At 29.6% G+C, this 25,992-nt stretch carries 29 protein-coding genes, 1 tRNA gene and 1 other RNA gene; 27 read left to right on the top strand and 4 right to left on the bottom strand.

Annotated features, from left to right (window positions below):
* Positions 1–134 precede the first annotated feature (134 nt).
* The 4 genes from BUB33_RS07595 to BUB33_RS07580 are packed head-to-tail and all read left to right on the top strand — an operon-like array spanning position 135 to position 4,017.
* Entirely contained in the window at positions 135–2,483 is a 2,349-nt protein-coding gene (locus BUB33_RS07595; RefSeq protein WP_072975020.1) for a DUF6240 domain-containing protein, read from the top strand.
* The gene (locus BUB33_RS07590; RefSeq protein ID WP_072975017.1) at positions 2,480–2,686 is read left to right on the top strand and encodes a hypothetical protein; all 207 of its coding nucleotides are present in this window, start codon (positions 2,480–2,482) and stop codon (positions 2,684–2,686) included. Before BUB33_RS07595 ends, BUB33_RS07590 begins: the two co-directional genes overlap by 4 nt.
* Complete coding sequence (locus BUB33_RS07585) at positions 2,673–3,566, top strand: flagellin N-terminal helical domain-containing protein (protein WP_072975016.1); 894 nt, start codon at positions 2,673–2,675, stop codon at positions 3,564–3,566. The genes BUB33_RS07590 and BUB33_RS07585 overlap by 14 nt, the downstream gene beginning before the upstream one ends.
* A gap of 13 nt (positions 3,567–3,579) precedes the next feature.
* Entirely contained in the window at positions 3,580–4,017 is a 438-nt protein-coding gene (locus BUB33_RS07580; RefSeq protein ID WP_072975015.1) for a flagellar export chaperone FliS, read from the top strand.
* A 76-nt stretch (positions 4,018–4,093) separates the two neighbouring features.
* Here the strand turns inward: BUB33_RS07580 and ffs are convergent.
* Positions 4,094–4,360, bottom strand: an RNA gene (gene ffs, locus BUB33_RS07575) — signal recognition particle sRNA large type.
* A 13-nt stretch (positions 4,361–4,373) separates the two neighbouring features.
* A tRNA-Ser gene (locus tag BUB33_RS07570) sits at positions 4,374–4,464 on the bottom strand.
* Between the two features lie 143 nt (positions 4,465–4,607).
* Here BUB33_RS07570 and dnaX point away from each other — a divergent pair.
* The 18 genes from dnaX to BUB33_RS07485 all read left to right on the top strand — a co-directional run bounded on the left by dnaX (position 4,608) and on the right by BUB33_RS07485 (position 20,114).
* Positions 4,608–6,245 (top strand): DNA polymerase III subunit gamma/tau, encoded by a 1,638-nt coding sequence (dnaX, locus tag BUB33_RS07565; protein WP_072975014.1) that lies wholly within the window; start codon positions 4,608–4,610, stop codon positions 6,243–6,245.
* 16 nt (positions 6,246–6,261) lie between these two features.
* Entirely contained in the window at positions 6,262–6,600 is a 339-nt protein-coding gene (locus BUB33_RS07560; protein ID WP_072975012.1) for a YbaB/EbfC family nucleoid-associated protein, read from the top strand.
* 18 nt (positions 6,601–6,618) lie between these two features.
* A complete protein-coding gene (gene recR, locus BUB33_RS07555) occupies positions 6,619–7,218 on the top strand; it encodes a recombination mediator RecR (protein WP_072975010.1) in 600 nt (199 codons plus the stop codon).
* Positions 7,219–7,506: 288 nt separating this feature from the next.
* Entirely contained in the window at positions 7,507–8,130 is a 624-nt protein-coding gene (locus BUB33_RS07550; protein WP_072975008.1) for a hypothetical protein, read from the top strand.
* Positions 8,131–8,463: 333 nt separating this feature from the next.
* Positions 8,464–8,844: a hypothetical protein gene (locus BUB33_RS07545; protein WP_072975005.1), complete on the top strand. Its 381-nt coding sequence runs from the start codon at positions 8,464–8,466 to the stop codon at positions 8,842–8,844.
* Between the two features lie 613 nt (positions 8,845–9,457).
* The gene (locus BUB33_RS07540) at positions 9,458–9,901 is read left to right on the top strand and encodes a GNAT family N-acetyltransferase (RefSeq protein WP_072975003.1); all 444 of its coding nucleotides are present in this window, start codon (positions 9,458–9,460) and stop codon (positions 9,899–9,901) included.
* Positions 9,902–10,077: 176 nt separating this feature from the next.
* Positions 10,078–10,203: a hypothetical protein gene (locus BUB33_RS16760; RefSeq protein ID WP_268807670.1), complete on the top strand. Its 126-nt coding sequence runs from the start codon at positions 10,078–10,080 to the stop codon at positions 10,201–10,203.
* Between the two features lie 47 nt (positions 10,204–10,250).
* A complete protein-coding gene (locus BUB33_RS07535) occupies positions 10,251–10,814 on the top strand; it encodes a pyridoxamine 5'-phosphate oxidase family protein (RefSeq protein WP_072975000.1) in 564 nt (187 codons plus the stop codon).
* Between the two features lie 75 nt (positions 10,815–10,889).
* The gene (locus BUB33_RS07530) at positions 10,890–11,219 is read left to right on the top strand and encodes a tRNA-binding protein (RefSeq protein WP_072974998.1); all 330 of its coding nucleotides are present in this window, start codon (positions 10,890–10,892) and stop codon (positions 11,217–11,219) included.
* A 140-nt stretch (positions 11,220–11,359) separates the two neighbouring features.
* The gene (locus BUB33_RS07525) at positions 11,360–12,106 is read left to right on the top strand and encodes a hypothetical protein (RefSeq protein WP_072974996.1); all 747 of its coding nucleotides are present in this window, start codon (positions 11,360–11,362) and stop codon (positions 12,104–12,106) included.
* Between the two features lie 82 nt (positions 12,107–12,188).
* On the top strand, positions 12,189–12,959 hold the full coding sequence (locus BUB33_RS07520; protein WP_072974994.1) for a CPBP family intramembrane glutamic endopeptidase: 771 nt from the start codon (positions 12,189–12,191) through the stop codon (positions 12,957–12,959).
* Between the two features lie 167 nt (positions 12,960–13,126).
* Entirely contained in the window at positions 13,127–14,563 is a 1,437-nt protein-coding gene (locus BUB33_RS07515) for an aminoacyl-histidine dipeptidase (RefSeq protein WP_172463201.1), read from the top strand.
* 22 nt (positions 14,564–14,585) lie between these two features.
* A complete protein-coding gene (locus BUB33_RS07510; RefSeq protein WP_072974989.1) occupies positions 14,586–16,520 on the top strand; it encodes an OPT family oligopeptide transporter in 1,935 nt (644 codons plus the stop codon).
* Entirely contained in the window at positions 16,513–16,911 is a 399-nt protein-coding gene (locus BUB33_RS07505; RefSeq protein ID WP_072974987.1) for a PqqD family peptide modification chaperone, read from the top strand. The genes BUB33_RS07510 and BUB33_RS07505 overlap by 8 nt, the downstream gene beginning before the upstream one ends.
* A gap of 103 nt (positions 16,912–17,014) precedes the next feature.
* The gene (gene modA, locus BUB33_RS07500) at positions 17,015–17,848 is read left to right on the top strand and encodes a molybdate ABC transporter substrate-binding protein (protein ID WP_200778158.1); all 834 of its coding nucleotides are present in this window, start codon (positions 17,015–17,017) and stop codon (positions 17,846–17,848) included.
* Between the two features lie 19 nt (positions 17,849–17,867).
* Positions 17,868–18,650 carry an ABC transporter permease gene (locus tag BUB33_RS07495; RefSeq protein ID WP_072974984.1) on the top strand — a complete coding sequence of 261 codons (783 nt, stop codon included), beginning with the start codon at positions 17,868–17,870 and terminating at the stop codon, positions 18,648–18,650.
* Positions 18,651–18,665: 15 nt separating this feature from the next.
* Positions 18,666–19,364, top strand: a complete 699-nt coding sequence (locus BUB33_RS07490) for an ABC transporter ATP-binding protein (protein WP_072974981.1) — start codon at positions 18,666–18,668, stop codon at positions 19,362–19,364.
* Between the two features lie 21 nt (positions 19,365–19,385).
* The gene (locus BUB33_RS07485) at positions 19,386–20,114 is read left to right on the top strand and encodes a Rossmann-like domain-containing protein (protein WP_072974978.1); all 729 of its coding nucleotides are present in this window, start codon (positions 19,386–19,388) and stop codon (positions 20,112–20,114) included.
* Between the two features lie 69 nt (positions 20,115–20,183).
* Here BUB33_RS07485 and BUB33_RS07480 read toward each other — a convergent pair whose 3' ends face one another.
* Positions 20,184–20,819 carry a DUF1836 domain-containing protein gene (locus BUB33_RS07480; RefSeq protein WP_072974976.1) on the bottom strand — a complete coding sequence of 212 codons (636 nt, stop codon included), beginning with the start codon at positions 20,817–20,819 and terminating at the stop codon, positions 20,184–20,186.
* Positions 20,820–20,983: 164 nt separating this feature from the next.
* On the opposite strand from BUB33_RS07480, the gene trhA reads away from it, so the two are divergent.
* Positions 20,984–21,628, top strand: a complete 645-nt coding sequence (gene trhA / locus BUB33_RS07475) for a PAQR family membrane homeostasis protein TrhA (protein WP_072974973.1) — start codon at positions 20,984–20,986, stop codon at positions 21,626–21,628.
* Between the two features lie 217 nt (positions 21,629–21,845).
* Here the strand turns inward: trhA and BUB33_RS07470 are convergent, their stop codons facing one another.
* Positions 21,846–22,088: a helix-turn-helix domain-containing protein gene (locus tag BUB33_RS07470; RefSeq protein ID WP_072974971.1), complete on the bottom strand. Its 243-nt coding sequence runs from the start codon at positions 22,086–22,088 to the stop codon at positions 21,846–21,848.
* 105 nt (positions 22,089–22,193) lie between these two features.
* Here BUB33_RS07470 and BUB33_RS07465 point away from each other — a divergent pair, with 105 nt between their 5' ends.
* The 4 genes from BUB33_RS07465 to BUB33_RS07450 all read left to right on the top strand — a co-directional run bounded on the left by BUB33_RS07465 (position 22,194) and on the right by BUB33_RS07450 (position 25,972).
* A complete protein-coding gene (locus BUB33_RS07465; RefSeq protein ID WP_072974969.1) occupies positions 22,194–23,075 on the top strand; it encodes a GGDEF domain-containing protein in 882 nt (293 codons plus the stop codon).
* 404 nt (positions 23,076–23,479) lie between these two features.
* The gene (locus BUB33_RS07460) at positions 23,480–24,250 is read left to right on the top strand and encodes a DeoR/GlpR family DNA-binding transcription regulator (protein WP_072974967.1); all 771 of its coding nucleotides are present in this window, start codon (positions 23,480–23,482) and stop codon (positions 24,248–24,250) included.
* A gap of 29 nt (positions 24,251–24,279) precedes the next feature.
* Entirely contained in the window at positions 24,280–24,771 is a 492-nt protein-coding gene (locus BUB33_RS07455) for a cupin domain-containing protein (RefSeq protein ID WP_072974965.1), read from the top strand.
* Positions 24,772–24,895: 124 nt separating this feature from the next.
* On the top strand, positions 24,896–25,972 hold the full coding sequence (locus BUB33_RS07450; RefSeq protein WP_072974962.1) for a BMP family ABC transporter substrate-binding protein: 1,077 nt from the start codon (positions 24,896–24,898) through the stop codon (positions 25,970–25,972).
* Positions 25,973–25,992 lie beyond the last annotated feature (20 nt).

Below are 25,992 nucleotides of genomic sequence, written 5' to 3'. Positions count from 1 at the left end.
CGATAAATAAGATAGTAAAGAGTTAAAATTATAAGTAAATGGTTTTTAGTAAAAACTAGATTACTTTAATCTTTTTAACTATTAGTTTGTTAGTTGTTTTTATTATTCACTGCATTTATGAAAGGAAAAGATTAATGGAAATATTAAAAATAAATAATAAAGAAAATATAATAAATAGCTATGGGTTAACACCTACCCTTCCTTATGATATAGAAGGGGTACTTGTAGAGAAGGATGGAAAGGATATAAAGATTCAAAAGACCATAGATAATAAAACAGTAGAATATTCTTTGAGATTAAAAGAGGAAATAGTATCAAGTCTAGGAGATAATATAACAGTTGAGAAAGAAAATATAATTTCTTCCAAGGTAGAAGAGAAAGAAGAGGTAAAGGAAGAAAATGAAGTAAGAAAAGCATCAGATATAATTAGAGAGCTGGGCTTAGAATATACAGAAGAAAATATTAGAATGATAGAGTTCTTACTTAGTAGTGGAATACCTATTACAAAAGGAAATGTAGATTCTTATATACAATCAAAGGAATACTTAAATAAAATAATTGAAGGCATAGATACTAACTCCTTTGTGAAACTTTCTGATAGAGGAATAGACTTAGATGGTGAGAGCCTTCAAAAGATAGCTGAGGCACTGGATGATATAAAAAATGAAAACCCTTCTTTTTCCTTGAGAAAACTTTTAAGACTTGAGAAGGATTTAACTTATAAAGATGCAGAGGAAATAGCAAAAGAAATTTATGGACAGAAGATGGGTAAAGATGTTTATGATACAATAATAGCTTTAAATAAAGAAAAATTACCTATTACAAGAGAAAATATAGATAAAACCATAGAAGTAATATCAAAACTTCACAATTTAAAAGAATTGAAAGAGGAAACTTATATTAAAATATTCAAAGATGATATGTTATTTAATATAGATAATTTATATAAATTAAATAATTCATATACTATAAATCCTATAGAGAATAATACTGCAGCAAAGAATTTTGAAGGATTTACCATAGCAAAAGAAACTACTATAGATGGATTAAAAGAAATTTTAAGCAATTTAAATTTAGATGATAATCTTGAAAATATAAATATTCTGAGAGAATTTATAGTAAATGATATGGTAATGGATGAAGAAAAATATAATAAGATTATTTCTATGAAAAAATTAGTAAAAGAATTAATAGAGTTATTAGGACATGAAGAAATAGCAAAATTAAATAAAAAGGATATAAATCCCCTAGAAGAGCCTATAAATCAATTGGTAGAAGAGTTGAAAAAGGAAGATATAGGGAAACTAGATAAACCTTTGTATAATGAGGAAGTTGAAGAGATAAAAAGAAATTTAGAAATTTTAGGAAAGATTAAAGATAAAGATCTTCTAATGTTAATAAAAAATGGAGAAGATTTTACATTAAAGTCTATAAAAGGAATTATAGATACCAACATAGATAAAGAGTTGAGCCTTGAGTATAAAACTTTTGATAAGACTATTCATATATCCAATATATTAAATACTTTGGGAGATAAATTAAATATAGATACTTTGTCTTTTGCCCTTAACAAATATGATGGGATTACTCTAAATAACCTATATATGGCTCAAGAGGAAATAACTACAGCTGGAAAAGCTATACCTACAGTCGATAGAATAAATGAGGGGTTAATATTTGAAGAATATCTTAGGGCAAGGAATAATTTAACTGTTAATATAGTAAAAGAAAGTATCAAGGATAGTCAAACTTTGGAAGCTATGCCGCTTAACGAATTAAATAATTATATAGAAAAGAAAATTAATAGATATAAAGAAAGTCAAAGGATGACTAAGGAAATAAAGGATATTAAGGGAAATCATGAAAAAATATTACCAATTATAATGAAAAATCAACTTCCTATGACTTTAAAGGAAATTAGAGAGATAAATTCCTTCTTAAATGGTGAAAAGGGGTTAGGGGGTGTTTTGAAGGATGTATTGCAGCCTAATAACCCAAAATATACTGAGGAATTTAAGGAAGGAATAAAATTACTTCAAGAGAAGATATCCACATCTATTAAGAATGGGGATGCTAATTTTAAAGATAATTATAAAGAACTGATAAACTTTTTAAACAGCAATAATTCCTTTGATACTAATGAAAGACAAAAATCAAAAGAAGATGAATATATAAAACTTCAATCTAAAATATCTAAAAAGGATATGGTATTTCAATTACCTGTACAAATAGGTAATGAATATAGAAGTTTAAATATTATAGTACCTGATGCTGAAAGAGGTATTGATAGAAATAATATGAAGTTTTTTATAAGTCTAGAAACAGATAACATAGGTATAGTGGATATTGATCTTAATGTGGTTGGCAATCAAGTCAAAATCAATATAAAGGAAGAAGGCGTGTCTTTAAGAAGTAATCTAGCCTTACTAGAGGAAGGTTTGCAAAGATTTGGTTATACATTAAATAAACAGGCGATATTATGAAGAAAAGATTCATATCACGAAAACATATTGAGAGGGCATACAAAACCGATACATTAAGTTCTAATCTAGACTTGAATTTAGAACCTATGGAAGAAAAAATTGATAAATTACCTAAGGAAATGTTTCAAATATTAGGAGAGATAATATTATTTATAGAAAATACAAATAAATTTGAGGGGGATAAAAACCATGAGAATCAATAACAATATACCAGCATTAAATACTCACAGATTATTAAATATTAATACTGAAAGTCTACAAAAATCACTAGAAAGACTTTCTTCAGGGAAAAGAATTAACAGAGCATCAGATGATGCAGCAGGTCTTGCCATATCACAAAAAATGGAAGCACAGATAAGAGGGCTACGACAGGCTTCAAGAAATTCACTAGACGGAGTATCTTTAATCCAAACAGCAGAAGGAGCATTAAATGAAGTACATGAAATGCTTCAAAGGATGAGAGAACTTAGTGTACAAGGTGCCAGTGGAGTTTATGCCGAAAAAGATTTAGAGGCTATAGCTAATGAGATGCGAGAACTAACGGAACAGATTAATATGATAGGAAGAGATACAGAGTTCAATGGTATACCTTTACTTAAGGGAGATTTAAAGACTACTTCTGGTACTGCAGTTGAAAAGTTAAGGCTTCAAATAGGTGCCAATAAGGAGCAGTTTATTGATGTAGAAATGAAGGAAATTAATGTTATGGTTGGCAGTGGTGATAAATTAAATATCTTAACGGATATTATCAAGGAAGACGGCGGGAAATTTAAAGTTGAAGCTGGTTCATTAAAAGCAAAAAACTTTGAATCAGCAATTACAAAATATAACGATGCTATAGAAAAGGTATCTAAGATGCGTTCTCAGCTTGGTGCAATTCAAAACAGACTTGAGCATACCATAAGAAACGTAGATAATACGGCAGAAAATTTAACGGCATCTAAATCTAGAATTGAAGATTTAGATATGGCTAAGGAAATGAGCGAATTTACTAAACTAAATATATTACAGCAGGCAGGTACATCTATGTTAAGTCAAGCAAATCAATTGCCACAAACAGTGCTTCAACTATTACAAAGATAGGAGTGACAAATAAATGGAAAGTATTACTCTACAGAAAAGGGTAATGTCAACAAATGATTGGGGATTAATAGCAATGCTCCATGAAGGATTAATGGAAAAATTTCAAGGATCTTCCGAGGCTATAAAAGAAAAGAATTATGATAAATTAAATATACTTATCAACAATTGCCGAGAGATATTAACAGAATTGTTAATAACATTTAGAGAAAAAGACGAGTTATCCACAAACCTTAGATCTCTTTACCTATATACTAATAAGCTTATAACAGAAGGAGAGATAAAGAAAGATGCTAATCTTTTTAAGAATGCAACAGATGTAATAACTCCAATATATATAGGTTTTAAGGGTTTAGAAACAAAAGAGGAACCAAATATAGTATCAGGACTTACTTATGGAAAAGAAAGTTTAGAAGAATATAATGTAAAGTCAGGTAAAACTTTTGAAGGATAATTAAAAATATAGGGCTGGATTTTATACCAGCCCACAAAAAAACTGTGGTATATACCACAGTTTTTATTTTATGTAACCGTGCACCCAGCTTTGGCAATCCTGTTCCAAGCGTTACCCAAACAGTTAACTCAGATCAGGCTTCCCTACGGCACACGAAAGGTTTCACTTACCGCTGCTTCCTTCCGGATCTGACGGGGTTCATGAGTTTTCGTTGCGTAGGACCCAATCGTCACTGCCACTTATTTAGGGCAGACCTCACAACAGAGATGCCTAGACTGGGAATTCAATCCTGCTATAGCGGATTGCAGGTTATAGGGCACCGCTACCTCCCCATCTAGCACGGTAAAATTTTCTAATGGCGGAGAGAGAGGGATTCGAACCCTCGAGACGCTTTCACGTCTACCCGCTTTCCAGGCGAGCGCCTTCGACCAACTCAACCATCTCTCCATAGTTTATTGTCTCACAGGATTATATTATAACTAAAATTTAGATATATGTCAACAGATAAAAACAAAGACTATATAAAATAGGTGTAATCTCCTGCTCAATCTGATATAATATAATATATTATAAAAATGTAGGTGGATAATATGTATCAAGCTTTGTATAGACAATATAGACCAAAGACTTTTGATGAAGTTTTAGGTCAAAAGCATATAACAATTACGCTAAAAAATCAAATACAAAAGGAAAATATTGGGCACGCATATTTATTTTCAGGTACTAGGGGAACTGGAAAGACTTCCACAGCAAAGATATTTTCTAGAGCTGTAAACTGTCTAGCTTCAGTAGATGGCAATCCATGTAATGAATGTGAAATATGTAAAGGGATATTAGATGAAAGTATAATGGATGTTATAGAAATGGATGCGGCTAGTAATAATGGTGTAGATGATATTCGGGAATTGAGAGAAAAGGTAGTATATCCTCCAGCTAGGGCAAAATATAAAGTATATATAATAGATGAGGTACATATGTTATCGAAGGCTGCTTTTAATGCATTATTAAAAACCCTTGAGGAACCTCCAAAACATCTAATATTTATACTTGCCACAACTGAGCCTGAGAAATTACCTCAAACTATTCTCTCAAGATGTCAAAGATTTGACTTTAAAAGGATAACAACAAGAGATATAGTAGATAATATGAGGGAAATCTGTAATAATTTGGGACTAGATGTAGAAGATAAGGTTCTTAATCTAATAGCAAGAAACTCTGATGGAGCTATGAGAGATGCTTTAAGTTTACTTGATCAGTGTGTATCTTTTGGAGAGGGAAAGATTACCTATTTAGATGCCATTAGCATTTTAGGAATAGTAAATTCAGATATTATAATAAATATTACACAAGACATAATAGATAAGAATTTAGAAAATGCATTACAATCTATAGATGAAGTTATTCAAAATGGTAAGGATATTCATCAATTTATTAAAGATTTAATAAGTCATTTTAGAAATTTAATGATAGTTAAAACATCCAAAAATCCTTTAGAATTAATAGATATAGACGAAGAAACACTAGAAAGATATTCAAATCAAGTTAAGGATATTAACATAGAATTTATACTTAGAAGCTTAGACATTCTTGGGATGGCAGATGAAAGAGCAAAATGGTCTACACAGCCAAGGGTAATCCTTGAAATGGCAGTTATACAATTAATAAGATTAGAGGATGAACTTTCCTTGGAGGAAAGGATAGAAAAGCTTGAAAAGGGAATTATACCCCAGAGAACTGTAAAGGAAGAACCCTTTAAATTTGAGAATAAGCCTCTTCATACCAATAAACAAGAAATACAAAAAGAAAAACAATCAATTCAAGAACCACAGGAAGTAAAAATTGAAAAAGAGATATTTATAGATAATGGGGAAGAATTAGAGTTTGAAACAATAGTTAATGAGTGGCAAAGAGTGCTTCAAGCAATAAAATCTATAAAGGTTAATGTGTTTGCATTGCTGATGGAAGGAGAGCCTATTAGTTATTCAAATGGTGTGCTTACAGTAGGGTATAAGGATAATTTTGGTATTCATAGAGCAGCAATTAGCACTCCTACAAATGCAGAAGTTGTAAATCAAGGAATTTCAACATATTTCAAGAAAAATATAGATGTAAAGTTTGTAATGATAGGCGATAAACCTATAGATAAAAAAGAAAAAAATAATAGTAAGGAAAAAGCTATAAAAGAAGTTATAGACTTCTTTGGAGAAAATATAGTAGAAATAAAGTAAGGAAGGAGAATTTAATATGGCAAAACGTGGATTTCCAGGAATGGGTGGCAATATGGGTAATATGATGAAACAAATGCAGAAGATGCAAAAACAAATGGAGGATATGCAAAAACAACTTGAGGAAACAGAAGTTGAAGCAAGTGCAGGTGGAGGAGCTGTTACTTGTAAGGTAAATGGAAAGAAGGAAGTATTGGCAATTACCATAGATGAAGGAGTAGTAGATCCAGAAGATGTTGAAATGCTACAAGATTTAATAATGGCAGCTATAAATGAAGCTCTTAGAAAAGCAGAGGAAATGATGACAAAGGAAATGGGAAAACTAACTGGAGGCATGAATATTCCAGGATTGTTCTAATAGAAGGAGAGTAATATAATGGAGCAGTATGCACTACCAATAGCAAACTTAATAGAGCAGCTATCAAAATTACCAGGTATTGGTAGAAAAACTGCTCAAAGGCTTGCATTTTATATTTTAGAAATGGAAGAAATAGAAGCAGAGAAGCTATCAAAGTCTATAACTAATGCAAAGGAAAAAATAAGACTTTGCAGTATATGTTGTAATCTAACAGATGATGACCCTTGTAATATATGTAGAGATACTATGAGAGATAAGTCTATAATCTGTGTAGTAGAAGGGGCTAAGGATATTATAGCCATGGAAAAATCTAAGGAATATAAGGGACAGTATCATGTACTACATGGAGTTATATCTCCAATGGATAATGTTGGGCCAAATGATATAAGGGTAAGAGAACTTTTAGACAGATTATCTGATGGAGTAGTTGAAGAAATAGTTCTAGCTACTAATCCAACAGTAGAAGGTGAGGCTACAGCCTTATATTTATCAAAGCTTATAAAACCACTAGGAATAAAGGTAACAAGAATAGCTCACGGAATTCCAGTAGGAGGAGACCTTGAGTATTTTGATGAGGTAACTTTGGCTAAGGCTATGGATAATAGGAGAGAGATATAAGGATTAAGATATATTTGTCCCCCTAAAACAAAGTCCTTCAAAAGTAAATAAAGTTCTTCAAAGCAGGAGAAATCTTAGATTAAATTCCAAGAAATCTCCTGTTTTTTTATATCCATTTTTCTTATTCCTTAGAAGACTATAATGGTGTCAACTTGGTCTAAGGTATATAAGCAAATTTATGTGCAGTAATATTAAATCTAATAGATAAATAACTTGATCTCGGTCAAAGGAATTTAATATGAAAAAGTGTTCAAAGTATGATACTATTTATATAAGGAGATGAGATATATGAAAAAAAGGATATTATTAATATGGCTTACTTTATTATTGATAGTAATGGTAGGATGTGGAAAAGAAGGTTTAAATGATAATGATAATAATCAAGATTCTAATAAATTAGGAAAAATAGAAGAAGTAGAAGTAGTAGAAGTCCCAGATATGAAAAATAAAACTATCAAGGTTAAAAGAGAAGAACTTGGTGAGTTTACATCTATAAGAAAAATGGAAAGTGAGAATGTTTCTGCTGAAAATGAACTAATTAAAATAACTATTACTGACTATAAATTAGAAGAGCTAAAACCTAATGATGAATATAAGGATTATTTTAAAGATTTTGGAATTGTAAACTTAGATGAAATTTCTATCTTAGATATTAATTTTAAATTTGAAAATCTTTCTAATGATATATTAGAATTAGACTCCTTACAAGGAAGGTTAACAACAAATACGGGAGAAGAAGTATCAGTTCTTCTAGATTTTTTTGAAGAAAAAGATAAGAATAATTTTAAGTTTTTTGAAAAAGAAGTTAAAAAAGGAAGTGTAAGTACTGTATTAAATTCTAACGCTAAAGAGATTGAAAGTTTTAAACTTATCTATGATGATTATATTATTTTAGAATCTAATTTTAAGTAAAATTTTAAACAGTATGAAATTAAGACACAGCATTTATACTTGGTGATGTAACATTAGAATTATGCGAAGCAAGGACTAAATTTGGTTATTGTTAGGGAGGGGATAATTATTATAGAAATTCCATTTATTCCAGGAATTTTGATGCTTTTAATCATATTTATAGTAACTATAAGAGTTTATATAATAATATCAAGTTATATAGGTGAACAGATTAGACTGTTTTTTGTAAGCTTATGGCAAAGGATTAAGAAATAAGTATAATCAATATATAATAGGACGCATTTGTAGTAAGATTTGTCGTAGTGATTATTTATATAATAGGTGGTGCTAAGATTGAATAGAAAACAAATAATTTTAGATTTCTGGCAAGATGTTGCCAACCAAAATGCAAACAATTTACAGAATTATTTTCTATCTAATGCTACTATTAAATGGCATAATACAAATGAACAATTCTCAGTAGAAGAATATATTAGAGCAAATTGCGAGTATCCAGGAGATTGGTGTGGCGAAGTTGAAAGAATAGAATTAGTAGGAAATTTAGGAATTACAGCTACAAGGGTTTGGCTGCTAGACAATAGTGCCTCTTTCCATGCAACTTCATTTTTTGAATTTGTTGACGATAAAATCATATCTCTTAATGAGTACTGGGGGGATGATGGAGTTGCCCCAAAATGGAGATTAGATAAAGGAATTGGCAAACCAATAAAATAAGGATTATACAAAGTTGATTAACTTCAAATTATTTATTTTGTCCCCATGAAATAAAGTTCTTCAAAGCAGGAGAAATCTTAGATTAAAATCCAAGAAACCTTCTGCTTTTTTTATATCTCTTTTCCCTAAATCATTTGAATGTAAATACTTTAATTCAGTACGAGATGATTGGTTATAAGAATATAAGTGATTTTATATATTATACATTGTAAAATAAATGTATATGGTATGGATTGTTAAATAACGTGAAGTAGAGATTGTTTACTTATATTTTAATGTTTCAGCTAATGAGATTATTAGTGTATCAAATATCACAACATCAAATAATGTAGTAATTAGAAAGAGTTATCAGGATGGTACAAACATGGTAAGATTTATGACAAGGATATGTATGTAATCATTTTAAATGATGATAAGGTTGATGTTTGGTTAAATATTCACTGTATTGGAAATGAGTAGATTTTAATTGCAAATCAATTTAATGAGAAATACTTAAAACAAATAACCGAAATTGGAAAAATACTCTTGAAGAAATAATTGCATTATAAAACTAAAGATTGTGAACATAATGTGTTGTTGGGTTACTTCTTATTTTAAACTATGGGGGGTCAAAATGAAAATACAAATAATAGAAGAAAATAAAAAAGATTTTTTAGACTTATTGTTATTAGCAGATGAGCAAGAAAACATGATTGATAAATATCTGGAAAGAGGCATTATGTTTGCAATATATGATAATGATTTAAAAGGAATCTGTGTAGTGACTAAAGAGGCGTATAGAATCTATGAACTAAAAAATATTGCTATTTATAAAGAATTTCATGGTCATGGTTATGGAAAGAAATTGATTGGGTATATTTTTGAATACTTTAAAAATGATTGCGATATTATGTATGTAGGAACAGGTGATAGCCCTTTAACAGTACCCTTCTACCAAAAATGTGGGTTTATAGAGTCTCATAGAATTAAAGATTTTTTTATAGATAATTATCATAATCCAATTTATGAGTGTGGAAAGCAACTAATTGATATGGTATATTTGAAAAAAGAATTTTAAGTATAGAATAATCCTATCTCCTTTTAAAAAGGTATGTAGTTTTTGCTAATTATATCTTTTATTTAAAAATAAATAATAAAAGCTTATCATACATTGTCAAAGTAGTTTATTTTCTATATTATAATAATTAGATTTATTAATAATATTTAAAAAATTTATATTTAGGAAGGTAGACAATGAAAGAAAATAACTTTGTTTACTACTTAGGTGATGAACGTGGATTAATAAGTATTGCCAGTGAATGGCTTATTGTTAAATTTTCAGATGCAGTTGTTAATAAAATCCAGATTACAAAAGGCTAAAGGATATTATATAAGGTAGAGAAAAATATATTTTGGAGGGTGATTTTATGAGAAGAAAAGATAGAGAAATGAATAAAGAATTTGGTTTAGAAGTTATAGATAAGTCAAGATATGGAATTGTTTCTATGATTGATGAAGATAATGAACCTTATGGTATTCCCCTTTCCATTGTAAGGGATGAAGAAAACTTATATTTTCATTCAGCTATGGATGGCAGAAAGGTAAAGGCATTAGAGAAAAATCCCAATGTTAGTGTAGCGTTTATAGGTGAAGTAAAGGTGCCGGAAAACTATACCAAAGAGGAATTGGATGAAATAGTGAAGGATGAATCTAAGGCAGTATTACTTATTAGTAGTGTTTTTACTACCCAATATGAATCAGCAGTTGTAAAAGGCAAAGTAAAGTTAGTAGAAGATGAGGAAGAAAAGATTAAAGCTATGAGGCTTATATGTGAAAAATATACTCCAACAAAGATGAGCTATTTTAATATGGCTATTAAGGCTGGATTAAAAAGAACTAATGTATATAAAATAGAAATAGAAGAAATTAAAGCAAAAAGAAAAAAATATGATAGACATGGTGAAGAAATGAAATGGGGAAGAATGGAGTAATATTATAGGTAGCTAATAAGATGTATAATGATATAAGGGAAACATTTCATATTAATTATAGTAGGAGGGGTTTTTATGGCTACTTTTGAAGATTTTATGAAATTAGATATTAGAGTTGGAGAGATTACTAAGGTAGAAGATTTTAGAAACGCAAGAAAACCTGCCTATAAGCTATGGGTTGACTTTGGAGAAGAAATAGGAATTAAAAAATCTAGTGCTCAAATAACCGAGTGTTATGATATGGATGAACTTGTAGGTAAGCAAGTTTTAGGAGTAGTAAATTTTCCACCAAGACAAATTGCAGATTTTATGTCAGAAGTATTAATATTAGGAGTTTATTCATCACAAGGGGTTATATTAATTAAACCAGAACGGTCTGTTAAAAAAGGGGATAAATTAGGTTAAATGATAATCCTTTTATAAAATATATTAGTTTAAATGTGTCATTGTTAGAATTAGTGACTATATATCCAAAGGTTATATAAAGTATATAGTTACTAATGAAGAAACCAATTTAATCATTTCAAAGATATGGAGGGAAGGTTATGAAAATAAATAAAACACCACTGATTTTTAAAATGGCACGTTTTCCAGCAATAATGACCATAATCTCTTTTATTCTGTTTATAGCAATATATTTATTCGTAACTATGACAGTAATTGAACCTTACTATTTTATGGGTTTAGTATTTGCCATACCCTTTGTTTCCTTTGGAATAATTACTTTTTTCTCTGTAACAGGAAGATTGAAAATTATTACTTCCTCTCTAATAACAAGTATCCTGATTTTTGTCTTGGGTTTTGCAATGTTATTTGTGTTTCTTTTCATAACTTTTGATGCAGCAACAACTACAACAACGGATATAAGTAAATATGAAAGAGTTTTAAAACTAACGGGATATCCAAATAACTTATTAACAGAATATTTTCCTAATAAAATTCCTGATAACGCAAAAGATATTATATTTAGTTATAATCCTGCTTTTTTACAGGGTGGAGAAATGTTCGGTTTAAAATTTAAAATAGATATAAATTTTATTAATAGTTATATTAATGAATTGTCACAAAAAGCCAAATGGATAGGAAAATCAAGTGAGAATCAAGCTGAGGAAAATGGTATATTTTCAAGTGCATTTGACTTTTTAGGTTATACAGATTTGCCTGAAGATTTTACAATTTATCTTATTAATAGCAAGCCTTATCATCTTAATGATTGGAATCATGGGGAGTTAAGTCTTGTTGCTATTAGTAAAAACAGGGATGAAATAATATTCCTTGCAGAAGATTGGTAAACAATTGTTTAGATAGTTTCTATCAGTAAAGTATTATAAAGTAGAATTATTAAAATTTTTAGGATAGGAAGGTAACTACTTAATGGGGGATTTGTTAGAAAAAATAAAAATAAGAAAAGTAATATTAATTTACATTAGTACAATGATATTTACTTTTATGATTTTACAAATGCCTTTTGTTAAAAATATTTATTTAAAAAATAAATATTTTGGAGAATTTATTTTAAATGTTTTAATTCTTATTTGGGTCTATATTATATTTTCTAAAGAGAATATATCAGTAAAGAGTGAAATAATTTATTTGATAAAAAAAGTAAATTATAAAAAAATAGTTCAATTATATATTTTAAATTTAGGTATCTACATTGGAATTGGTCTTTGTATATTCATTGGAGATAAGTCCTTAATAAAAGTTCCTTCCAATATATTTATTATTTTTGGAATAACTTTAGCACCCATAGTTGAAGAATTCATATTTAGAGGTGTGATAATGAGTAGGTTGAAAATTAGATTGGGTATTATTCCAGCAATTTTTATTTCTTCAATAATATTTGGAATAGTACATTTTGATTTCAACATATTTGGAAGATTATTCTTTGGAATTTTAAGTGCTTTATTATATATTCAAACTAAAAATATTATAAACTGTATTATTTTTCATGGGTTAAATAATGGAAGTATATTTATATTTCCTATTATATCCCAATATACTAATTTTTCAATAAATATGGATAGTGAGTTTAAAACCAATGTACTGATATTTATAATTTTCAGTTGCTTTGTTTTATCAGTAGTACTTAATATCATTTATATAAAGAATAATTTACCGAGAAAGGATAGTAAATTGTCATAATGTTTTTAACAAGGATATAAACATATTTTTAAATTATTAAAAAGAGGGTTTCAAAAATTAAAAGATTGCATACTTAAGGGTATGCAATCTTTTTTGGATAAAAAAACATATTATAGGGAATAATTATTGTTCAATAAAATAATATTAAAATGCTAGGGAGGATGAAGATGATAGATTTAGAAAATATAGAGCCAAAGGAAGTATTTCACTGGTTTCATCAGTTAAACCAAATTCCAAGGTGTTCAGGTAATGAAAAAGAAGCAAGTGATTATTTAGTGAACTTTGCAAAGGAAAGAAATTTAGAAGTATATCAGGACGAAATTTATAATGTTATCATAAAGAAACCTGCATCAAAGGGATATGAAGACTCTGACCCTGTAATTATTCAAGGACATATGGATATGGTTTGTATAAAGGGAAAAGACTCTAATCATGATTTTACAAAAAACCCTATCGAAATGATAGTAGAAGGGGATATTATGAGGGCAAATAATACTACTTTAGGTGGTGATGATGGGATTGCAGTTGCTTATGGCTTGGCAATATTAGACTCTAAGGATATAAAACATCCACCACTTGAAGTTTTAATTACTACTAATGAGGAAACAGGCATGGATGGAGTACATGCTTTATCAAATGAACATCTATCTGGGAAGACTCTTTTAAACATAGACTCTGAAGAAGAGGGAGTTTTTTTAGTAAGTTGTGCAGGTGGAGCCAATAAGATTACTAAATTTAGACTTGAAAAAGAAAAGCAAAATGGAAGTGGACTAGAAATTAAGATATCAGGTCTTAAGGGCGGACACTCTGGAATGGAGATAATTAAACAAAGGGCAAATGCTATTAAATTACTGGGAAGAATCTTAGTAAAATGTAATTATAAAACTAATATAAGATTAGCTAAAATTCAAGGGGGTACAAAGCATAATGCTATACCAAGTGATGCAAAGGCAGTTATCTTAGCTGAAGATATAGATAGAGTCAGGAAGATAGTAGAAGATCTTACAAAAGATTTTAAGGAAGAATACTCTGTAGAAGAGAGAGGATTAAATATAGATTTAAAAGAAGTAAAGGTGGAAGAGATATATTCTAAAGAATTAAGTGATAATTTAATAGACTACATTATGATGGTTCCAGATGGAGTTCAGTATATGTCCAAAGATATTGAAGGTTTGGTACAGACTAGCTTAAACAATGCTATTATTGAGGAAAAGAATAATAATGTTGAAATAACAGCTTCTGTGCGTTCTGCATCTAGTAGTTCTTTAAGGGAAATTTTAAATAAACTTTCAGTTATTGCAAAGAGAACTGGTGGAAAATCAGAGGAAAAGGGTGCATATCCTGCTTGGCAGTTTGATAAGAACTCTAAAATTCGTGAAAAAGCTGTTAGAGTTTATGAGGAATTATTTAATAAAAAAGCAGAAGTAAGTGCCATACATGCAGGACTTGAATGTGGTCTTTTGAAGGAAATATTACCAGATACTGATATGATAAGCTTTGGACCCAATTTATATGATGTTCATACTGAGAAAGAACATTTAAGTATTTCTTCAGTTCAAAGGGTCTGGGAATTTCTTATAAAACTACTTGAAGATTTAAAATAGATAGATATAGGAGGAATTTGTTATGTCAAATGCTTCAAGGAAATTATCTAAACAAGCATATGGTGGAGTAAAGGGAGAGGATTATATTCCATTTGTAGCAACAACAGAAGTTATGCCTGAAGCAACTGGGTACTCAATAATCATGGGTATTATATTTGCAGTAATATTTGCTGCGGCAAACACATATCTAGGTCTTAAGGTAGGGCTTACTATTTCTGCAGGTATTCCAGGAGCTATTCTTGCAACAGGAATATTGAAATCCATATTTAGAAGAAATAGCATATTAGAAGCAAATTATGTAGCATCCCTAGCTGCTGTAGGAGAATCTATAGCAGGTGGTATTATATTTGTATTACCTGCTATTATATTAATAGGATTTAATCTTTCTCTCATTACAGTTGCCTTAGTTACTGTTATTGGTGGCATTATGGGTGTATATTTTATAACTCCAGTTCGTAAATACTTAATAGTACAAGAGCATGGGAATTTAATATATCCAGAATCTATGGCTCAGGCGGAAGTTTTAGTAAATGCAAATCAAGGTGGGCAAGGATTTAAATCTGTGTTAAAAGGCTTGGGAGTAGGTCTTGGATATAAGATTTTATCTGGAGGATTTGGGCTATGGAATGAAACTGCTTCATATACAATAACTGCTTATCAGGGAACAATGGTGGGAATGGATACCTTAGCATCTCTTTTAGGAGTTGGTTTTATTGTTGGAACAGGAACATCCATATTAATGTTTGCTGGTTCCGTTGTAGCATGGCTTGGACTCATTCCATTAATAAAGTTTTTTGGAGTCTACGCAGCTACTCCTATATTTCCATCTAATATGTTAATTTCTCAAATGTCAGCTACAGAAATTTGGGCTAATTATATTAAGTATATAGGAGCTGGAGCTGTAGCCATGGGAGGATTTATTTCATTGGCAAGATCTTTGCCAACTATTATTACATCCTTTAAAGAAGCTATGGGTGGTTTTGGTAAAGGTGAAAAATCCTATGATAGAGTAAATGAAGAAGCACCTATTGTTTGGGTATTGGCAGCGGCTATATTTGGTTTTTTACTGACATGGATTATTCCATCAATAGGAGCAGGTATAGTAGGTGCAATTCTTGCAGTCCTATTTTCTTTCTTTTTTGCAGTAGTATCAGCTAGAATGGTTGGAGTAATAGGAGCCAGTAACAATCCTGTGTCTGGAATGACTATTGCAACTCTTCTTGTTATAGCCTCAGTATATAAAGCCATGGGAGCTACAGGTAATGAAGGTATGAGGAAGGCTCTACTATCTGCAGGTATAGTTTGTGTTGCAATAGCTGTAGGTGGAGGAGTAGCTCAGTCTTTGAAGGCAACATATATAATAGGAGGTAGCCCCAGAAAAATTCAACATGGTATGTTCATATCCTTGGCAATAGCTTCATTTATGGCTGGAGCTACTGTATTGCTTTTGCATAGTGCATATGGAATAGGTTCTGAACAGGTAACAGCTCCTCAAGCCACACTTATGAGGTTGATAGTAGAAGGTATTATGACAGGTCAGCTTCCATGGACACTTGTAATAATAGGGGCTGTAATAGCATTGTTTTGTGCCCTTGCAGGGCTTCCTATTCTACCAGTTGCATTGGGTATCTATTTACCAATATCTTTAAATAGTGCCATTTTTTTTGGAGGAATTATACGTAAACTGGTAGAAGTCAGATTTAAAGATAATGAGGTTTATAGGGATAATGGAGTAGAAAGAGGTACTTTAATTGCCTCAGGTCTTGTTGCTGGAGATGCTCTTACAGGTATAATAGTTGGTGTTTTTGCTGCCTTAAATATTAGAATTGATTTTCTTTCTGGGATAATTCCAAATGAAATTTTAAAGAATTTAGTCAGCATAGGAATATTTATAGCACTTGCTATTTGGTTGTATAATTATTCTTGTACATTTAAAAGGAATAGTGAAAATGCTTAAAAATAATAAAGAAAATATTGTTGAAAGCAACCATAATGAAGATAAATATAATTTTGTATTATATGTCCCAGAAATTATTCATAAGGATTGGAAAATAGTAGATGGAAAAGTATTATTAAACTTTGAAGTTAAAAATCCAATTACAAAGTTTGCTGGATTTCTAGCTAAGAAAAAGCCTAAGAGAGATATACAATTTGATAATATGTGTACTTCTGCATGGCTTTTAATAGATGGGAAAAATTCTATATATGAAATAGCTAGAATCCAAAGTCAAAATACGAATGATGAATTTAAGGAAGATTTGAGAAGACTTATAGAATTTATAAAATATATATCTAAACACCGATGGATTAGATATAAGGGAGTAAAAAAAAGAGAAGAAATCAAATAGATAATCTAATTGACAAACCCCTAAAAAACAAATATACTTTTATTTATAGTCGTTAGTCTTTTTTGAGAATAACGGCTATAAATAAATATAGGGGGTAAGTGAATTGAATAAATTAAAAAAAATCATATCTTTATTTTTAGTTTTAAGTCTTATGATTTTTACTGCAGCTTGTGGAAAAACAGAAAAAACAGAGGATACATTAAATGCTAATGTTTCTAGTCAAGAGGAAGAAACCAATAATAATGAGAACAAAGAAGAAGTAGTACTTTTGGTTTATAGTGGTGCAGGATTAAAAAAACCTATGACGGAAATTGCAAAGGTTTTTGAAGAAGAGAATGGTATAAAAGTAGAATATGTATTTGCAGGTTCTACTCAATTATTGAGTCAAATAGAGCTTTCAGGAAAGGGAGATGTATTTATAGTAGGCTCTAAGAAAGCTTATGAAACATCATTGGAAAAAGAACTTACATATCCTTCTAAGGATGTAGCATATCATAATCCTATAATTGGAGTTCCAAAGGAAAATCCAGCAAATATAACCAGTCTTGAAGATATGGCAAAATCAGGTGTAAAGGTTATATTAGGTGATGAAAAGGCTAATGCTATAGGACAAACTAGTCAAAAACTAATAGAAAAAACAGGTTTAACAGGTATCAATGATAATGTAGTAGCTAAAACAGCAACGGTAAATGAAATATTAGTACATTTGGAATCTAAAAATGCAGATGCAGCTATAGTTACAGAAGATGCTGCCTTTGGGAATGAAAATATAGAAACCATAGCAATTCCAGAAGATATTAATATACAACAAATAATCCCAATAGGGGCAATTAAAACTTCTGAAAATCTGGAAGAAGCAAACCTTTTTGTTGATTTTGTTAGCTCAGATATGGGAAAAGAAATATTTGAAAAGTATGGATTTCCTTCTGTAAAGTAAATATAAGGATTGATTAGATATGTCAAATAAATGCTTTTCATATTTATTAGTATTTGCACTATCAATAGTTTTAATATTTACATTTACTCCCCTCGTACTTTTAATGATACGGGGGGTTCCTAATATACATCAATGTATTCAGTCAAAAGAAATACTATTTTCTATAAGATTAAGTCTTATTACATCTACCATATCTACATTAATATGTTTGTTTTTTTCTATACCTGTAGCCTATGTATTAGAGAGAGTAGATATAAAGGCTAAAAGGCTTATACAAATATTAATATTTTTGCCAATGTCTTTACCCCATATGATATCTGGCGTGGCATTACTACTTTTTTTAGGGAATTTAGGTATAGGGAAGTTTCTATCTAAGCTTGGTATAGACTTTGTCTTTAATCCAAAGGGAATAGTAGCAGCTCAAGTTTTTGTAAATCTTCCTTTTATGGTTAATATGTTAAGAATAGCAATAAAAGAATCGGGATATAAAATAGAATTTATTGGAAGAACATTAGGATGTAACAGATGGCAAACATTCATATATATTACTGTTCCATTAATAAAAAATAGTCTAGTTTCTTCTTTAATCATAGTTTGGTCAAGAGCATTAGGGGAGTTTGGAGCAGTAATTATGCTTGCAGGGGCTACAACCATGAAAACAGAAGTAATGCCTACATCCATATTTATGAATATGTCAACTGGGGATTTAGATATTGCCATTGGTACTGCTACTATACTTATATTTATATCTATAATATCCATGTTATTAGTTGAATTAATTCAGAAATCAAAGTCTGTTTAGATAAAGGGGAATACTATGCTAGAGATAAAAGACATAAAACTAAAATTAGGTAGATTTGCTTTAAATAATATAGATCTAAAAATAAATATAGGGGAGTACTTTGTAATCCTTGGGCCTAGTGGAGCGGGAAAAACAGTTTTATTGGAAACTATTGCAGGACTTTATACTCCAGATAAAGGATATATTTTGTATAATAAAGATGATATGGTTCTCCTTCCGCCAGAGAAAAGAGATATAGGCTTTGTTTATCAGGATTATGAATTATTTCCTCATATGACAGTAGAGGATAATATAATATTTGGACTTAAAATAAGGAAAATGGATAAAAGCATTATAGCAGAAAAATTATATAAATTAGTATCAATGTTAAAAATAGAACATCTTTTAAAAAGATATCCAAGTAAGCTTAGTGGTGGAGAGAAGCAGAGAGTAGCCTTGGCAAGGGCAATAATCATATCACCGAAAATATTACTTTTAGACGAGCCTTTAAGTGCCTTAGATATAATGATTAAGCCAACACTTCAACAAGAAATAAAAAATATACATAAAGAATTTGTTCCTACAATAATACATGTTACCCATGATATAGATGAAGCTATATTTTTAGCAGATAGAATAGGTATAATGAATGATGGTAATTTACTTAAAGTATTTGAAAGAGAAGAGATAGATAATGGATTAGGACAAAATTCTATATTAGAGTTTTTAAAATAATAATGAAAAGGTGGGACGGAAATGGAGTTTTATATACAATTACAACAAAAGCTTAAAGAAATTGTAAAACAGAATAATTTATATGATGAGAACATTTTTATTACTACAAATACATTAACACCAGAAGAAGCCATTGGAATAACAGAAAGAAAAGACTTTCCTCTTTTAAATGGAAAAGAGGTGCTTATAGAGTCCAACTTTTTAGGTTCTGTAGGACAAGCTTATACAGATTCACCAACAGTGTTTAATGGAAGTATAAAGAAGGTTTTAGAATTAGACTTATCTGATAATAGAAATAAAGTTTTATTCATTGCAGCCTTAAATGCTATTTTAAAACATTTAAAATTTATTGAAAATACTATTCATTGTAAAGATGAAGAACCAGAAGAATGTGGTAAAGAAGTGGTAAAATATATTAAAGATAAATTTGGAAATGTGAAAATAGGTATGGTAGGTTTTCAGCCAGCAATAATCGACAATCTTAGAAGAGAATTTTCTATAAGGGTATTGGATTTAGATCCTAGAAATATAGATAAGACAAAATATGATGTCTTAATAGAAGATGGAAAAAACAATATGGAAGAAGTAGTTAATTGGGCAGATATTTTAGTGGTCACAGGAAGTACTATAACCAATGGTACTATAGTGGACTTTTTAAAAGTAAAAAAACCCATATTATTCTATGGAACTACCATAGCAGGAGTGGCATATTTAGAGGGATTAAGTAGGATTTGCTTTTGTTCAAAATAATATATATAATAATTAATTAGTTATAACCCTAGAAGTATTTTATACAAATACTTCTAGGGTTATATTTATCTAATTTTTTTCATGGAAAAAAGTATCAATTAGATTTTCAGCTAATTTTTTTTCCATAGTTGATTGGATAATTAAAAAAAAGATTATTGAATAGATTATTGAAAACTCTGAATCTTCCTTAAGATGAATTTGCTCTTTGAATTCGTCTATTTTTTCAATTATTTTACTAGAGAAATCATCATATGATTTAGATTGAATTTCCAAAAAGTTCTCATATAAATCTTCAATTTCTGTACCATTAATGTTTTTTAAATCTACCTTTTCAGAAATTGGAGATAATAATGAATGAATATCTCCTATAGATAATATCTGCTTCATATGGTAGGTCAAAATCAATAGTATCATATGTTCCTTAGAATATTTTTTCTTTACAGGAGAGGGAATGATATTATTTTTTGCATAATTATTAATCATAGTTTTAGTCAAGATTTTATCATCTTTTGTTCGTTTGAAATCACTTAGTTTATCTTCCATAAAACCAGTTACTTGATCCATATATAAATCTATATCAGGAATCTCAGATATACTAATGGTTTTAGAACAAGAAGATTTATGGATTAAGTCTAGTAATTGTTTTTTATCAAATTCCAAAGTTATCACCTCATTAAATTTAAAGCTTTGCCCTGCTATTTTCATTAATTATGATTATCTTTAATTATATGGTACTAAATACTAGATATCAATGGTGAAATATAAAATAGGTGTTGAAATGTTAATGAGCTGGATATATAATGTACATATAACCTAATATAGTATTTAAAACTATATTAGGTTATATCGATAACGCAAGGAGTGATTTTATGAATTCTAGAATTAAAGACCCATTTAGTGCAATATCTCATTTAATAGGTGCTATTCTATCTATAATTGGATCCATAGTATTGATTTATTATGCTAAACAAAAACATAGTTTATTGTATATGGTTTCTTTTATTATTTATGGAATTAGCCTTATTTCTCTATATACGGCAAGCACAGTATATCATTGGTTACCACTTTCAGATGGAGATAAACTAATTTATAGAAAAATAGATCATATGATGATTTATGTTTTAATTGCTGGGACATATACACCTATATGTTTGATATCTTTACATGGACCTTGGGGTTGGAGTTTATTTATTGGAATTTGGGCTATTGCAATGGGGGGAATAATTTTAAAGTCCATATCTATGGATATACCACGATGGATATCTACGGCTATTTATATTATTATGGGATGGATTGTAGCAATTGCACTTTTTCCACTTAAAAAAGCATTATCCTTAGCTGGTATTAGTTGGTTAATAGGTGGAGGAATACTTTATACAGTAGGAGCTGTTATTTATGGACAAAAATGGACTCATACTAGTTGTAAATGGTTTGGATTTCATGAACTATTTCATTTATTTGTAATGGCAGGGAGTGCCTGTCATTTCTGGATGATATATAAGTATGTTTTATAAATGGGAATTTAAAGGGGGCTGTTTCATAGCTGATTTATGAGTTATGAAACAGCCCCCTTTAATTGTTTAGTTTTCCTATTAACTTATCAGTAAATTTAGGACAAAGTAAACGCCATAGTATAGTCATTATAGTATTAAATAAGATGAACAATAAAATAGACTGATATGTTTACAATAATAATAGGAAGTGATATAATGTTCTTTATTAGAACAAATATTATTCTAACCCTAAAAGCCAAGTAACACTCACATTCAAGACTTGAGATAATCCTATTAATTCAATATCAGTAATAATCCTTTTTTGCTGTTCTAACTTAGAAATACTAGCCCTATCAATATAAATTGCCAATGTCTCAAGTTTTACTGATAGTTCTTTTTGAGTCATTTTATTTTGCAATCTTGCAGTCTTTACTCTAAAGCCTGCGATATTGCGTTCCTTGGAATCTAATACTAATTTCATAATAAATCACCTTCTGTTCGTTATTGGAACAATTGTATTTTATCCGAAGTTGTACAATAATATGTTCTAAAGAAGAACGCGTTATAAATTGGGAGGATTGTACTAATGTATAAAGGGAATTTTGAAACTAACAAGGTAATTCAAATTATAATAAATCAGGAATATAAGATTAATTATAGTAATATTGGCAATGAGAGAGCTTACAATTATATTAAAGAACTTAATATTTTACAAAACTTATCTATAGATTCCACTATCCCATATACCTTGGGAGATTATTTTGTATATATTGATAAGTTTTATATTTATGGGCAAATTTATTATATAATTACAATTAGTTCAAATTCCTCGAAATGTTATAGTTGTAGTAAGGTGTTAATAGATGATGTTACAGGTCTATATAATAGGAGTTATTGGGAACAGATTAATGGTGAAATTCAAAAATATCTTAGTTTCAAAGATTTATTTTTAATATTAATTGACATAGATAATTTAAAAAAGATTAATGATAGTTATGGACATTTAGAAGGAGATAAAGCTATCAAAGTGGTTGGACAAGCTATTCAAAAGAGTATAAGAAGAGATGATATTGGTATACGATATGGTGGAGACGAATTTATAGTTTTAATTTTAAATCAATATAAAGATAGAGCATATAAAGTTATTAAAAAAATTCGAAGAGAAGTTTATAAACAATCAGTAGAAGAAAATATAGATATCCAAATTAGTACAGGAATAGCTTCAAATATTAATTCCTGTGACATAGAAGAAATTATAAGAATAGCAGATAAAGATTTATATAAGGAGAAAAAATTAAAGAAAGGTGAAAAACAAGAAGAAATTCACAAATTTAAAGAGTTGAAAAAACAGATTGAGAATATAAAAAATGATCTCAATAAGCAAAGGATTAAAAAGGACAAGATGGAAATATTTGAACTGAGTCAAAGATTAGACAAATTGATTATGAAATACTTGAAAGACATATAGATAAATATTTGTTAAATTTAAATTGTTCGTCTTAGAGAAAGTTTATTATTTATGTTAGAAGATTAAAATATAAAAGCATTAGTAGGACATAAAAAGAATATAGTAGAACATATTCATTTGTATATGGAAGATAAAAGACCATAAGTAAAATATTTTACTTATGGTCTTTTTATTTGTTTAAAGAAATGTTAATGAATAAAGGATTTTATTAAATAAAAGGGAATGGTTGAAACCAACATTTTTCAATATATTTGTGATAGATTCAAACAAATATATAGCTTGTAATCCAGTGGGAATTGAGGACTTTTCCAATTGACGTCACTAAAGTTAAATGATATACTAAAATAAATGTTTGAAACAAACTTTACTGAAAATAAATTATATTATGAAAAGAAGGTGAAAAGATGAAGAAATCAGAAAGGCACCAGTTTATACTTGACTTTTTAAAGGAATCACCATACGTAGATGTGGCTTATCTAACAGAAACTTTAAATGTATCTGAAATGACAATAAGGCGAGATCTATCTAAGTTGGAAGAGGACAAGCTTTTATTGCGAGTTCATGGAGGTGCCAGAAGAATTCCTACCAATAGATTTGAAGCACCATTGGATAGTAGACTTTTGAATAATCATATTGAAAAGAAGGCTATAGGAAGATATGCAGCTGGATTAGTTCAAGATGGTGATGTAATTGCCATGGATGCCAGTTCTACAGTTTACCATATGGTAGAATATCTGCAAGATAAAAAAATCACCGTCATTACAAATAATATTAGTATAGCCATGGGTTTTGCTAAAAGTGAATCTGTGGAAGTTATATTATTAGGAGGTAAGTTGAGAAAATCTTCACTTTATGTTTTTGGATATGACACATTAAATATGATGGAAAATTATAATACCAATAAAGCATTTTTTTCATCAACATCATTAAATATAGAAAATGGTCTAACAGACTCAAGTGTAAATGAAGGAAAAACTAAAAAGAGTATGATTCTTTCAGCTGATGAATCTTTTCTTTTAATGGATACATCGAAATTTGGAACTAGATCTTACTATAATGTAATTTCATTGGAAAAGTTAAATCACATTATAACTAATGAATCTAACCGTAAGGATATAATAAATTATTTTAATTTTTTTAAAGAAAAGAATATTCAAACACATATTTGTGTTTAATTAATTTATGAATAGTAAGGAGGAGTTTCATGTCAAAGGTTAATGAAATTATTAAATTATTAGAATTGGAACCATTGGAAAGGGAAGGTGGTCTTTTTAAATCTACTTATCGCTCTCCAGGGAAAGCTGATGGCAAAGATATGGGTTCGGCTATATTCTTTATGCTGACTGGTGAGGCATATTCACATCTTCATCGTTTGCCTACAGATGAAGTTTATCATTTTTATTGGGGAGATCCTGTGGAATTGTTGGAATTGTTACCAGATGGAAGCTCTAATCGAGTTGTACTTGGTAGCGATATTTTAAATGGACAAAAAGTACAATATGTAGTAAAGGCAGGGATTTGGCAGGGTTCTCGTCTTATAGATGGCGGAGAGTATGCACTGATGGGCACAACTATGAGCCCAGGTTTTGAGGAAAGTGATTATGAACACGCAGATAATCCAAAGGAACTAATGGAAAAATATCCAGAAAAAAAGGATTTGATTATGAAATTAGTAGGTGAAACTAAATATTATTAGAGGCAGTATAACCCTAAAGTGGTTTTAATACATATATTCATCTGCTGGAGGTGAGATTTAAAATGTCCTAGTTGTTCCCGAAATTCCTAATTTAAAATAAAAACAAATAAGGGAGGTTTGAAGGATGAAACGTAATTTAATTTTATTTTTAAGTATGATATTAATAGTAAGTTTAGTTTTAAGTGGATGCCAAAGTAATAAAACTGAAAGTGTGGATAAAAGCCATTCTCCTAAGAAAATTGCATTTGTAACGGGAACGGGTGGATTAGGAGATAAATCCTTTAATGATCTTGGATATGAGGGAATATTAAAATTAAAGGAAGAGGGTATTATTTGTGATGTTGCAGAACCAAAAGCAATTTCTGATTTAGAAGGTATTATTAGAAACTTTGCTGATACTGAAGAATACGCATTAATTGTTGCAATGGGGGGAGATTCAGTAGACTCCGTAAATGTTGTAAGTTTAGATTATCCAGAACAACCAATGCTTATAATAGATGGATTTGCTAGTACAGATACTATTAAGTCCGTCATATTAAGCCAAACTGATACTGCATTTTTAGTAGGTGCTTATGCAGGACTTATGGAAAAGGAGGGAGACCTTCCAAATGCTCAAGGTAAAAATACTATTGGTATAGTTGGAGGAATGGATATACCTATAATAAGAAGTTTGGTAGCAGGCTATGAAGCAGGTGCTAGATATGTAAACCCTGATATTAAGGTTCTAGTTACTTATGTTGGTGCATGGAATGACCCTGGTAAAGGTTCTGAACTTGCTCAGAGTTTATACAGTCAAGGTGCAGATATTATTTTCCAAGCAGCAGGTGGTTCTGGGTTAGGAGTTTTAGAAGCATCAGAGAAGGTTGGTCTTTATGCATTAGGTTATGATGGAAATCAAAATAGCTTATATCCAAATAATATATTAGCATCTGGTATAAGAGGTTTAGGAGATATGGTATATACTACTGCAAAGGATGCTTTAAATGGAATATATAAAGGTGGAGATTTTTCAGTTGCTATGAAGGATAACCCTATGACTTCACAATTAACAATGGTTGATTCTAATTTAAATACTCCTGATGAAATACTTGAGAAACTAGAAAAGATAAAAGAGTTTTTAATTGAAGCTAAGGTTGAAATTCCATCTGAACCATCTGAAGTAGATGCATATATTAATGCAGTAGGTTCATTTGAAGAATAATTTTTATTAAGGAGAGTTTA

Origin of the sequence: Tissierella praeacuta DSM 18095, from assembly GCF_900128955.1 — a bacterium.
Taxonomy (GTDB): domain Bacteria; phylum Bacillota; class Clostridia; order Tissierellales; family Tissierellaceae; genus Tissierella; species Tissierella praeacuta.
The sequence above is the reverse complement of the archived record's forward strand: the minus strand, read 5'-3'. Positions and strand labels throughout refer to the sequence as shown.